The following is a 12,631-nucleotide window of genomic DNA, read 5'->3' on the forward strand; positions in this document are numbered from 1 at the left end:
TCGTCGGTGGTTCAGCCCGCCTGCCCGTCACACGTCACATGACAGGCACCGGACGTCAGGCATCAGGCGCTACGCGTCACCCGTCAGCTGCACCCGCTCGTGGACCCGCAGCCCTCGCAGAGGTAGCAGCTTCCCGCGCGGCGCATCTTCGTGCCGCAGGAGAAGCAGAGCGGGGCGTCGGCGTTCAGCCCGAGCTGCATCTCCAGCAGTTCGGTCGAGTTGTGCGCCTCGACCGGTGCCGGAGTCGCGGCCTGCGGCTCCGCCGCCGCCTCGGCCCCTGCCTCGGCCTTCGCCTTCTCCTTGGCCTCCTTGACCGTCTCCGCCTTGGGCGCAGACTGGGCCAGGCCCTCCACGTCCAGCTCGTCCTCGGACGGCTCGTACGAGCCGGTCTCCAGGTGGCGCTGACGCTCGGCGGCCGAGTGGATGCCGAGGGCCGAGCGGGTCTCGAAGGGCAGGAAGTCCAGCGCCAGGCGGCGGAAGATGTAGTCGACGATCGACTGCGCCATCCGCACGTCCGGGTCGTCCGTCATGCCCGCGGGCTCGAAGCGCATGTTGGTGAACTTCGAGACGTACGTCTCCAGCGGCACCCCGTACTGGAGGCCGACCGAGACGGCGATCGAGAAGGCGTCCATCATGCCCGCAAGGGTCGAGCCCTGCTTGGACATCTTGAGGAAGACCTCGCCGAGCCCGTCGTCCGGGTAGGAGTTCGCCGTCATGTAGCCCTCGGCGCCGCCCACCGTGAAGGAGGTGGTGATGCCGGGACGGCCCTTGGGGAGGCGGCGGCGGACGGGACGGTACTCGATGACCTTCTCGACCTCCGGCTCCTTCTTCTCCTCCTTCTGCTTGGCGGAGAGGGGCTGGCCGACCTTGGAGTTCTCGACGTAGACCGCGAGCGCCTTGGTGCCGAGCTTCCACCCCTGGAGGTAGATCTCCTCGACGTCCTCGACCGTGGAGCTGGCGGGCATGTTCACGGTCTTGGAGATGGCGCCGGACAGGAACGGCTGGGCCGCCGCCATCATCCGGACGTGGCCCATCGGCGAGATGGAACGCTCGCCCATGGCGCAGTCGAAGACCTCGTAGTGCTCAGGGCGCAGCCCGGGCGCGTCCACGACGTTGCCGTTCTCGGCGATGTACTCGACGACCGCCTCGATCTGCTCCGGCTGGTAGCCGAGCCGCTTCAGCGCCTTGGGGACCGTGTTGTTCACGATCTGCATGGAGCCGCCGCCGACGAGCTTCTTGAACTTCACCAGGGCCAGGTCGGGCTCGACGCCGGTGGTGTCGCAGTCCATCATCAGGCCGATGGTGCCGGTCGGGGCCAGCACGGACGCCTGCGCGTTGCGGAAGCCGCTCTTCTTGCCGAGCCGCAGCACGTCCTGCCACGCCTCGGTCGCCGCCGCCCAGACCGGGCTGTCCAGGTCGTCCATGCGCTTGGCCTCGGCGTTGGCGTCGGCGTGCTGCTGCATGACGCGCTTGTGCGCGTCGGCGTTGCGCGCGTAACCCTCGTACGGGCCGACGACCCCGGCCAGCTCGGCGGAGCGCTTGTAGGAGGTGCCGGTCATCAGCGAGGTGATGGAGCCCGCCAGGGCGCGGCCGCCGTCCGAGTCGTAGGCGTGGCCGGTCGCCATGAGCAGGGCGCCCAGGTTCGCGTAGCCGATGCCGAGCTGGCGGAAGGCGCGGGTGGTCTCGCCGATCTTCTCGGTCGGGAAGTCGGCGAAGCAGATGGAGATGTCCATCGCCGTGATGACCAGCTCGACGACCTTGGCGAAGCGCTCGGCCTCGAAGGACTGGTTGCCCTTGTCGTCGTCCCGCAGGAACTTCATGAGGTTGAGCGAGGCGAGGTTGCAGGACGAGTTGTCCAGGTGCATGTACTCGCTGCACGGGTTGGACGCGGTGATCCGGCCCGTCTCCGGCGAGGTGTGCCAGTGGTTGATGATGTCGTCGTACTGGATGCCGGGGTCGGCGCAGACGTGGGCGGCCTCGGCCATCTTGCGGAAGAGGTGCTTGGCGTCCACCTCCTCGACGGGCTCACCGGTCATCCGGCCGCGCAGGGCGAACTTGGAGCCGGACTCGACGGCCTTCATGAACTCGTCGTTCACGCGGACCGAGTTGTTGGCGTTCTGGTACTGGACGGACGTGATGTCGTCGCCGCCCAGGTCCATGTCGAAGCCCGCGTCGCGCAGGGCGCGGATCTTCTCCTCCTCCTTGACCTTCGTCTCGATGAACGCCTCGATGTCGGGATGGTCCACGTCCAGGACGACCATCTTGGCCGCGCGGCGGGTGGCGCCGCCCGACTTGATCGTTCCGGCGGAGGCGTCGGCGCCGCGCATGAAGGAGACGGGGCCCGAGGCGTTGCCGCCCGAGGAGAGCAGTTCCTTGGAGGAACGGATACGGGAGAGGTTGAGACCGGCACCCGAGCCGCCCTTGAAGATCATCCCCTCTTCCTTGTACCAGTCGAGGATCGACTCCATGGAGTCGTCGACGGAGAGGATGAAACAGGCGCTGACCTGCTGCGGCTGCTTGGTCCCCACGTTGAACCAGACCGGGGAGTTGAAGGCGAAGATCTGGTGGAGCACGGCGTAGGCCAGCTCGTGCTCGAAGATCTCGGCGTCCGCCTCGGAGGCGAAGTAACCGTTCTCCTCGCCCGCGCCGCGGTAGGTCTTCACGACGCGGTCGATGAGCTGCCGGAGGCTGCTCTCGCGCTGCGGGGTGCCGACGGCCCCGCGGAAGTACTTGCTGGTGACGATATTGACCGCGTTCACCGACCAGAAGTCGGGGAACTCGACGCCACGCTGCTCGAAGTTGACCGAGCCGTCGCGCCAATTGGTCATGACGACGTCCCGGCGCTCCCAGACCACCTCGTCGTACGGGTGCACTCCGGGCGTGGTGTGGATGCGCTCGATGCGCAGCCCCTTGCTCGCCTTGCTGCCCTTCGCGCGGGAGCCGCGTGCCGGGCCGCTCGTCGTCTCTGTCATTCCGCCTCCCTGTACCGGGCATAACGCCCCGATGTGCCCCGATTCTTCCCGGGGCACGATGTCTGTCTGATCGCCGGAGCACCGTGCGGGGCTCCGGTCGTGTCTGAAGGTCTTCGGCGCAGTCGGCAGTCGTCAGTCGACGGCGCTCTTGGGGGCAGGAACCCCCGGGCCCGCGCCCGCGGCGCCGTCGCCGCGGTCCTGCGGGTCCTGGTCCCCGTACTCCTGCGCGGGAGGCGGGGCGTCGCGGAGATCCGCGATGGCGGCCTCGAAGTCGTCCAGCGATTCGAACGCCTTGTAGACGGACGCGAACCGCAGATAGGCCACGAGGTCGAGGTCCTTGAGCGGACCGAGTATGGCGAGGCCGACGTCGTGAGCGGACAGCTCGGCGCTCCCCGTGGCCCGCACCGCCTCCTCGACCCGCTGGCCGAGCTGGGCGAGGGCGTCCTCGGTGACCGGCCGCCCCTGGCACGCCTTGCGGACGCCGGAGATCACCTTGTCCCTGCTGAAGGGCTCGGTGACCCCGCTCCGCTTGATCACCATGAGTGACGCGTTCTCCACCGTGGTGAAGCGGCGGGAGCAGTCGGGGCACTGGCGGCGACGCCTGATCGCGGCGCCGTCGTCGGTCGTGCGGCTGTCGACGACACGACTGTCGGGGTGTCGGCAGAAGGGACAGTGCATGGTTCCCCACCCTCCTTGAGCCATCGAAGCCCTGACCGTGCATGACTGATACGGCCTCTAGGGGCCGCCTTCGGCACGCCCCTCGAAGCTGACACCAGCATAGGCGACGTCCCTCCGCGTGAAGCACGGGGGACCACAACTTGTGGTGGCGTGCGCCCATCAAACCACTAGATCTGGTGCCGGGGCGCCAATGCCGCCTAAGCGTGTCGCGCCGTCGAGGGCAGTCCAGAGCCTACGTGAAGCGGGGCCGGAGAGGAGCGCTGGGGCGCGCCTGCGACACTGGGTGAACCCTTCGCGACGCTCGGACGTGTCAGCCGTGACGCACCGGCGTCGGGGCGACGGCGGCCCATACACCTGCGGACCTGATCAAGTCCGTTGAACTGGAAATTTTCACTCGAACGTGTGTTTGGCGCAACCTTTCGAAACCAACTACCGTTGTCCAACTAGGGAGAACCGCTCGAGAGGGGCCGACGTGACCACCACCGCAGACAGTGCCACCATCACCTCCCAGAACCGCTCCGCGCAGTCGCTCGACCAGATCCAGGCGATGGACGACGCCATGACCCCAGAGTCGCCAGACGGCCAGCAAACCAAGCGTGCGCTCCCAGGACGACCTCCCGGCATCAGGGCCGACAGTTCCGGGCTCACCGACCGCCAGCGCCGCGTGATCGAGGTGATCCGCGATTCCGTGCAGCGCCGGGGCTATCCGCCGTCCATGCGCGAGATCGGCCAGGCCGTCGGGCTCTCCAGCACCTCGTCCGTGGCGCATCAGCTCATGGCGCTGGAGCGCAAGGGCTTCCTGCGGCGCGATCCGCACCGCCCCCGCGCGTACGAGGTCCGTGGCTCCGACGCACCCAGCACCCAGGCAGCGGCCGACACCACGGGCAAGCCCTCCGCGTCGTACGTGCCGCTGGTCGGCCGCATCGCCGCGGGCGGGCCGATCCTCGCCGAGGAGTCCGTGGAGGACGTCTTCCCGCTGCCCCGCCAGCTGGTCGGGGACGGCGAGCTGTTCGTGCTGAAGGTCGTGGGCGATTCGATGGTCGACGCCGCGATCTGCGACGGCGACTGGGTGACCGTCCGCCGCCAGCCCGTCGCGGAGAACGGTGACATCGTCGCCGCCATGCTGGACGGCGAGGCCACCGTGAAGCGCTTCAAGCGCGAGGACGGCCATGTGTGGCTGCTGCCGCACAACGCCGCGTATCAGCCGATCCCGGGCGACGACGCGACGATCCTCGGCAAGGTGGTCGCGGTGCTGCGGCGGGTCTGAGCACCCCCGTCACCCCTGGACGGGCCGCCGGTTCCCTCTGCGCCGGGACCGGCGGCCCCGCTGTGCATCCGGGGGCCCGGCGCGTGTCCGGGGTTCCGGCGCGGGACCCGGGGCCCGGTGTGTGTCCGGGCCCCGCTTGGCCTCTCCGGGGTGCTACGCCTTCTTGGCCGCCGCGTCGATCGCGGCGAGGGAGCGGCGGACCTGGTTGCGGTCCGTCGTGTACCAGAAGTCCGGCATGGAGGCGCGCAGGAAGCCTCCATAGCGCGCCCGCTCCAGCCGGGGGTCCAGCACCGCGACCACGCCGCGATCGCCCATCGCGCGCACGAGCCGGCCCGAGCCCTGGGCCATCAGCAGCGCGGCATGGGTGGCCGCCACGGCCATGAAGCCGTTTCCGCCCGCCTCCTCCACCGCCTTCTGGCGTGCGCTCATCAGCGGATCGTCGGGCCGGGGGAAGGGGATGCGGTCCATGACGACCAGTTGGCAGCTCGCGCCCGGCACGTCCACGCCCTGCCACAGCGACAGAGTGCCGAACAGACACGTCTCCGGGTCGTCCGCGAAGCGCCGGATCAGCTCGCCCAGCGTCTCCTCGCCCTGGAGGAGGATGGGTACATCCAGCCTGCCCCGCAGCTCCTCGGCCGCCGCCTGGGCGCCGCGCATGGAGGAGAAGAGCCCGAGCGTCCGTCCGCCCGCGGCCTCCACCAGTTCGGCCAGCTCGTCCATCATGTCCCCGCGCGAGCCCTCGCGGCCGGGGGGCGAGAGGTGCTTGGCCACATACAGGATGCCCTGCTTGCGGTAGTCGAACGGGGAGCCGACATCGAGCCCTCGCCAGCGCGGGCCCGTCTCCTCCGTGGCCGCCGGGCCGCCGGAGGAGCCGTCTGAGCCGCTCGCGCCATCAGCGCCGGGCTCCGTCTCCCCCTCCGTTCCGGAGACCCCGGACGCCCCGGGTGCCCCGGAGGCGGCGTCCGTGCTCCCGCCCGCAGCGGCGACGCCGCCCGGCTGGTCCACCGCGTCCGCCTCGTCCCGAGCGCCCTCGGGCCGCAGGCCGAGGGAGGCCCCCACGCCGTAGAAATCGCCGCCCAGCTTGAGCGTGGCCGAGGTGAGGACGACGGAGCGGTCCTCGAAGAGGTTCTCGCGCAGCAGGCCCGAGACGGAGAGGGGCGCGACGCGCAGGGAGGCGCCGTAGCGGTCATGGCGCTCGTACCAGATCACGTCGTACTCCGAGCCCTCCACGATGCGCTCGGCCACGTCGTGGATGTTCTCGATGGAGGCCATGGCCTGCTTGCGGACGGCGTCCTCGTCCTGGACGGACTTGTCCCGCGTGTTGCCCAGCGCCGTGATGCAGGCCCGCGCGGCGTCGCGCAGGGCCATCAGCGCGTACCCCAGGTCCTCGGGGACCTCCTCCAGGCGCCCCGGCAGGGCCAGCTCCATCAGCCGCTCAAAGGTCTCGGAGGCGGTCTGGAGCTGATCGGCCGCCTTCTCGTCGACGAGCTTGGCGCAGCGGCGCACCGCGCGGTTGACGCCACCCGGGGTCAGCTCGCCGGTGGCGACACCGGTCACCCTGGAGACCAGCTCGTGCGCCTCGTCGACGATCAGGACCTCGTGCCCGGGGAGCACGGGGGCGCCCTCGATGGCGTCGATGGCGAGGAGGGCGTGGTTGGTGACGATCACCTCGGCGAGCTTGGCGCGCTCGCGGGCCGCCTCGGCGAAGCACTCGGCGCCGTAGGCGCACTTCGTGGCGCCCAGGCACTCGCGGGCCGAGACCGAGACCTGGGACCAGGCGCGGTCCGAGACGCCGGGCGTCATGTCGTCGCGATCGCCGGTCTCCGTCTCGTCCGACCAGTCCCGCAGCCGCAGCAGGTCCTTGCCGAGCCGTGAGGTGGGCGCGGCGGCCTCGAAGGGGTCAAAGAGGCCGTCCTCTTCCTCCTGGGGCACGCCCTCGTGGAGGCGGTGCAGGCACAGGTAGTTGGACCGGCCCTTGAGCATGGCGAACTCGGGGCGGCGGCGCAGCAGTGGGTGCAGCGCGTCGACCGTGCGGGGCAGATCGCGCTCGACGAGCTGGCGCTGGAGGGCGAGGGTGGCCGTGGCGACGACGACGCGCTCGCCGTGCGCCAGGGCCGGGACCAGATAGCCGAGGGATTTTCCGGTGCCGGTGCCCGCCTGGATGAGCAGGTGGGTGCCGTCCTCGACGGCCTCGGCGACGGCTTGCGCCATGGCCACCTGGCCGGGGCGCTCCGTGCCTCCGACAGAGGTGACGGCGGCATGGAGGAGTTCGGTGAGGGCGGGCTTGCTCATAGGTCCGACACCTTACGCGCCGCCACTGACAACCCGTCCTTCCCCGGCCACGGCCCAGGTCAGGCGCATGACAGACCGGGGCCGGGGCGGCCGGGAAGGAACGGAACGGGCCCCCGGTGGGGGCGGGACCGACGCGTAACGTCAGGTCACGGCCCGTGCAGCGGGTTGGGCACCTCGCCGTGGACGGCGGCGTGCGGGCGCTGCGGGCGGTCGCGGTAGCCGTCGAGGTGGAGGCGGTTGCGGTTGAGGCAGAGCCTGTCGATGCGCGGGGGCAGCAGGTCGAAGGTCTCGAAGCGGGGCTTCAGCTCGGGGAAGCGCTCCTGGTAGCGGTCGATCTCCGCCCGTACGAGTGACCAGAAATCCCCCTCCGGCACGCCGAGTTGCTCCTCGCACAGCGGGCCGAGATGGCGGAAGACGCCGACGAACAGGCCCGAGTGGAGGAACTGGGTGAGGAACCCGGGCGGCTCGCTCAGCAGCACGGCACGCACCTCGTCCGGCATGTCAGCCAGTTCCGGGACGGGCCGCGCCGAGACGTTGACGTCGTCCACGAAGTCCTTTATCGCCAGGCGCACGGGCACGTCGCGCTCGTCGAAGACGACGATGGCGTTCTCGCCGTGCGGGGAGAAGACGGTGCCGTAGCGGTAGAGGAAGTGCAGCAGCGGGGGCAGCAGCGCCGCGAACAGATGGCGCAGCCACACGCGCGGCTCCAGCCCCGAGCGCTCGACCAGCTCAGCGGTGAAGGCCCGCCCCTGTGCGTCGGTGTGGATGAGGGAGGCGAGCGTACGGGCGCGCTCCCCCGGGTCGAGGAACCGGCAGAGCGGCTCGCGCCAGATGCAGCCGAGCAGCTCCCTGTACTGGTACGGGACCTGCGGCAGCGCGTCGTAGAGCGGGTGGCGCACGGTGATCGAGGCGACCTCGCCGAGGAGGATCACCCGGCACTCCTCGGACAGGTAGGCGTCCGCGTCGCGCAGTCCCTGCACCCAGCGGGTGACGGCGGGCGCGGCGACGGTCCGCTCCGTCGGCAGCCCCCGCCACACCAGGGTGTTGAGGACCGACAGGGGGAGCTTGACCGTGTGACGGTCGGGGCGCGAGGTGTTGAGGAAGGTGCGGATGGACTGCTGGGGCAGCCGCAGATCGCCGTCCGTGCCCAGTGGGACGATGTCGTCGGCCGCGAGGGCGGGGGCGAAGAGGGGGGCGATGGTCTCGTCCCACTGCCAGGGGTGGACGGGGAGGAAGAGGTAGTCGGCGCCGGAGAGCCCCCGCGCGCGCAGGGTCTCCTGGAAGCCGAGGAGGGCGTCCGGGCTGAGTTCTCGCCCGTAGAGGCGGTGCGGTTCGGCGAGCGAGGGCACGCCGCTGTAGACGGCGAGCGAGCGGCGTACGGCGATCCACGGGAGGCGCTGGTGGCGGCGTCCCTCGGGCGCCCAGAGCGTGGCGTCGGAGGCGGAGAAGCCGAGCCTGCCCTTGCTGGCGACGAGCCAGGGGTGGCCGGTCTGGTGGCCCTCCAGGTCCGCGTAGCCGAGGTCGGCGAGCCGGGCGGCGGGCAGTTCGCGGGAGGCGAGGTGCACGTCGGCCGTGAGGGTCGCGGTCAGCTCGCGGATGAGGTGCCCCAAGGTGTCCCCGCTGAGGCCGAGGACCGTGTCGTGGGCTCTGGCGAGGAAGTCGAGGGCGCCGGTGTCGCGGGGGGTGAGGGAGTCGGGAGCGATGGTCCAGTGGCCGTAGGCGCCGCGACGGGCCAGGAAGCGGAAGGTGAGGTCAGCTCCGACGGGGAGGCGGTACGCGGCGTAGGCGGGGCCAGGGGCGGGGGCGGCGCCGGGGCGGCCGGAACCGGAATCCGGGCCGGGGGCGGGGTGGGGGTTGGCTGCGGGGGGCGTCCCGGGTTCCCGCTCGGGCTCGATGATCCCCTCGTAGGCGAACTCGGCGAGCATCTTGACGAGCAGCCTCCTGCCCGCGCGGGCCCAGTTGTCCGGGTCCAGGCCAGGGGGGACGTGCAGCGGTACGGGACTGTCCTGTTCGTGGGGGCTTCCTGCCACGGAGGGTTGTGACACCACATTGGCTCCTTGTTCGGGATCGGGTTCGAAGAAGGCGCGTGGGGGGTGGAGCGGAGGGACCCGGTGGCGTTCAGAGGGCGGTGCGCAGCTCGCGGTCGCGGACCATCAGGGCCGCCCGTTTCTCGGGCAGCTCGACCTCGGCGGAGAAGCGGAAGCCCGCGCTCAGGAACGCGGAGATGGAGGCGGTGTTGCGCAGGTCGGGCTCGGCCAGCACCCGGCCGCAGCCGGGGCGCTGATCGAGCACGAGGTCGGCGACGGCGCGCAGCAGCGCCGTGCCGACGCCGCGCCCCCGGTCGGCGACACCGCCGATCAGCAGATGGAGGCCCGTGTCCTGGGGCCGCGCCTGGCAGTAGCGGGCGACCGGGTCGAGGTCGGCGCGGTAGATCTCCCAGTAGCTCATGGGGGTGCCGTCCAGGACGCCGAGGCACGGCACGCTGCGGCCGTCGCCCTCCAGTTGGGCCCGTACATGCGCGGCCGTGGTCTCCGCCGGGCCCGACAGCTCCCAGAAGGCGGCCACGGCAGGGTCGTTCATCCAGGCGGCGAGCAGGGGGAGGTCGCGGGCGAGCCGGACGGGGACCAGTTGCAGCGCTCCCACGGGGGTGTGCGTGGCGGGCCAGGTGTCCACGGAGTCGAGCAGAGCGGGATCGGCGCTCGACGGGCGCGAGTGCCCGGCGAGGACGCCCTCCTCCGGAGGGGACGGGGCCGGAACCGGAACCGGGGTCTCCGCCGCGCTGTCGCTCGCGGCGAGCAGCGCGGTGAGTTCGCCGGGGAGATGGAGGTCGAGGGTGTCGTCACTGCTGGAGTGCGGCGAGTCGGCGGCGGGCCCGGGACCGGACTCGGGATCCGGGCCGGGGCGGGGACCGGGCCCCGCGGACTCGGGCTGCGCGAAGGGGTGCTCGCGCGAGTGCTGCATGACGACGCCTCCTCTCGGTGCTCGTAGCGGGGTCAGTGGATCAGCGGATTGGTGACGTCCACGTAGACGGACTGTGTGTCCACGGGGCCGACGAGTTCGTCCAAGCCGTGCAGCCGGGTGAGGAGGTTGGCCTTGCAGCGCAGGCTCGGGGAGTCGAGCAGCAGCGCGGGCAGCGGCGATACGGGCGCGCCGTCGACGCCGCGCGCCTCCTTCTCCAGGAAGCGGCGGAGCGCGGCCAGGAGCAGTCGCTCGTCCGCGAGCCACTGGGCGCCGAAGGCGCCGATGAGGCCGAGGACGTTGTTGATGCCGAGGTAGTAGGCGAAGCGTTCGTCCGTGACGTCGTCGTCCACGAAGGACTCGCTGGCGACGCCGAGCCGCGCTCCGGGCAGCCGCCGCTCCAGCGCCTCGCGCCGTGACGTACGGAAGTAGTAGCCCTGGTTGTCGCGGTAACGGCCGCCCCTGGGCCAGCCGTCCGCGTCGAGCAGCACCAGGGTGTTCTGCTGGTGCGCCTCCAGGGCGATCCCGGCGTGCGCGTCGAGCCACAGGACGGGGCGTACGACGGCGTCCAGATAGCGCAGGAACCACTCCGCCGAGACGGCGGCGACGGACCGTCCCGTACGGGACGCCAGGCGCTCGGCCACATCGGTCAGCCGCGAGCGCAGCGCGCCGGGCCGGGCCTCGCCCGTGCCCGCATCTGTGCCCGCGCCCGAAGGGGCGGGCGGCCAGGGGCGGGGCGAGGTGAGGGAGGCGAGGCACACGGCGTCGTCACCGGGCGCGAAGGGGTGGTGCCGGACGACGGTGTCCAGTCCTGGCAGCGGCTCGCCGTCAGGGCCGTCGACGCCCAGCCAGGCCGGGTCGCGGACGATGTCGAAGCCGGGGTGGGCCGCGTGCCACTGGGTGGCCAGCCCCGAACGCAGCAGCCGGTGCACCTCGACCCCGCGCAGCGCCTCCTTGCGGAGGTTCTCGCGGCGGGAGTTGGTGATCCGCACGCCCAGCGACAGCTTCAGCATCGCGGGCCCTTCGGGACGTGCCACGGTGCGGATGGAGGAGGTGGGGTGCCAGGGGCCGCCCGCCTCGCCCAGGTCGTGCAGCAGCCCCTCCGCCAGGAGCGCGGCGACGGCGGGCCGGTGCCGCAGCTCCCGCGCCTGCCAGGGGTGCAGCGGCAGCGGCGCTGTGCCCTCGGGCAGCCGGGCCGCCACCTCCTCGCCTGCGAGCCTCGTGGCGAGCCGGTCGGCGGGAACCGTTCTGCCGCGCTCGGTCCAGGCGGAGTCGTGGGCGAGCAGGGAGCGGGAGACAGCGAACCAGTGCAGCGGGAAGGCGGCGCGCAGTTCGGGCGAGTACGCGCGTACGCCCTCGTCGGACAGCCCCTCGCGGCTCTTGGGCGTCGGGTGCAGGGGATGCCCCAGCAGGAGCGACTGTTCCGCGTCGAGGAAGCGTCCGGTCCCGGAGGGGGCGTGCGGGGACGCCCTGCGCGCGGTGAGGAAGTCCACGGTGCGCTGGAGCGAGTCGGCGACCCGGCCCACGAGGGCGGCGCTCTCGATGGGGTTGTCGACGCGGGTGCCGTGCGCGCCCCGGTCCACGTGCGCCCGTTCCTCCCCTGCCTCTCCCGCCGAGCGCCCCCGGTGTGCCGCCTCCCGGCCGATCAGTGCCGCGAGGGTGACGGCGTCCACGGGGGCGGCCTCCGGAGGGGCGCCCTCCAGCAGCGGGGAACCGAAGCGGTGCCATCCCGTGACCGACCAGTGGAGCACCGGCACGAGCACGGCGGTGCCGCAGGCGTCGAGCGGGATGCGCAGGGGGGCGCCGGAAGCGGGCCGTGGCAGGTCGTTCTCGCGCACCCAGCACCGCAGCAGGTTCTCGGTGGCGGCGGCGTCGGCGGCGACGGCGGGTTCGGGGTGCTCCAGAGGGTCGGCGTGGCCGGACGGGTTCGCGTGCGGCACAGGGGTCACCTGCGGCACGGGGTTCGTGTGAGGCACGGGGTTCGTATGCGGCACGGGGTTCGTATGCGACAGAGGGGCCGCATGTGTCAGAGGGTCCGCGTGCGCCGGGGAACCGGCGCCGTCCGGGAGGGGGTGGTCCGTGACCGTGCCCATGTCCGCGTCCAAGTCCAAGTCCGTGTCCGTGTCGTAGTCGCTCACCGTGCGCCGGGACTGCCGGGGCACGGCAGGCTCGATGAGACGGGCGAGTCGTTTACGGACCGGGTCCCTCGGGGTGTCCTCGGATCCGGGGCGCGCGTTCACGGCGGTCTCCTCTGGTCTCGGTCGGCGCGCTTTGAGCGGGCCGGTGTCCCCCGTCCGTACCAACGAAGTGACGGCCCCGGGATCACGGCCGGAAGTGAAGATCTCTGGCGAGTACCGGGCGGAACCATGGACCCTGGTGCACCCGTCCCCTCCCCCACCGGGCATAGTGGTGGCCGCTCGCTCCGGCGTGGTGCATGACAAGTACACAGGCGAAACGATCCAGT

Annotated in this window: 7 protein-coding genes; 1 reads left to right on the top strand and 6 read right to left on the bottom strand. The window is 71.6% G+C overall.

Annotated features, from left to right (window positions below; genetic code table 11):
* Positions 1 to 83 precede the first annotated feature (83 nt).
* Together ACYVOO_RS11365 and nrdR are read right to left on the bottom strand one after the other, a co-directional pair.
* A complete protein-coding gene (locus ACYVOO_RS11365; protein WP_461015525.1) occupies positions 84 to 2,972 on the bottom strand; it encodes a vitamin B12-dependent ribonucleotide reductase in 2,889 nt (962 codons plus the stop codon).
* Positions 2,973 to 3,104: 132 nt separating this feature from the next.
* The gene (gene nrdR, locus ACYVOO_RS11370; RefSeq protein WP_461015526.1) at positions 3,105 to 3,650 is read right to left on the bottom strand and encodes a transcriptional regulator NrdR; all 546 of its coding nucleotides are present in this window, start codon (positions 3,648 to 3,650) and stop codon (positions 3,105 to 3,107) included.
* Between the two features lie 472 nt (positions 3,651 to 4,122).
* Here nrdR and lexA point away from each other — a divergent pair, with 472 nt between their 5' ends.
* Positions 4,123 to 4,917 (top strand): transcriptional repressor LexA, encoded by a 795-nt coding sequence (lexA, locus tag ACYVOO_RS11375; RefSeq protein ID WP_461015527.1) that lies wholly within the window; start codon positions 4,123 to 4,125, stop codon positions 4,915 to 4,917.
* Between the two features lie 153 nt (positions 4,918 to 5,070).
* Here the strand turns inward: lexA and ACYVOO_RS11380 are convergent, their stop codons facing one another.
* The 4 genes from ACYVOO_RS11380 to ACYVOO_RS11395 form a co-directional block, all read right to left on the bottom strand.
* Positions 5,071 to 7,209, bottom strand: coding sequence for an ATP-dependent DNA helicase (locus tag ACYVOO_RS11380; protein ID WP_461015528.1), 2,139 nt, complete (start codon positions 7,207 to 7,209; stop codon positions 5,071 to 5,073).
* A 146-nt stretch (positions 7,210 to 7,355) separates the two neighbouring features.
* Entirely contained in the window at positions 7,356 to 9,134 is a 1,779-nt protein-coding gene (locus ACYVOO_RS11385) for an IucA/IucC family protein (protein ID WP_461015566.1), read from the bottom strand.
* Positions 9,135 to 9,327: 193 nt separating this feature from the next.
* Complete coding sequence (locus tag ACYVOO_RS11390) at positions 9,328 to 10,170, bottom strand: GNAT family N-acetyltransferase (RefSeq protein WP_461015529.1); 843 nt, start codon at positions 10,168 to 10,170, stop codon at positions 9,328 to 9,330.
* 32 nt (positions 10,171 to 10,202) lie between these two features.
* Positions 10,203 to 12,407: an IucA/IucC family protein gene (locus ACYVOO_RS11395; RefSeq protein ID WP_461015530.1), complete on the bottom strand. Its 2,205-nt coding sequence runs from the start codon at positions 12,405 to 12,407 to the stop codon at positions 10,203 to 10,205.
* Between the last annotated feature and the right edge of the window lie 224 nt (positions 12,408 to 12,631).

Source organism: Streptomyces daliensis (genome assembly GCF_054782395.1).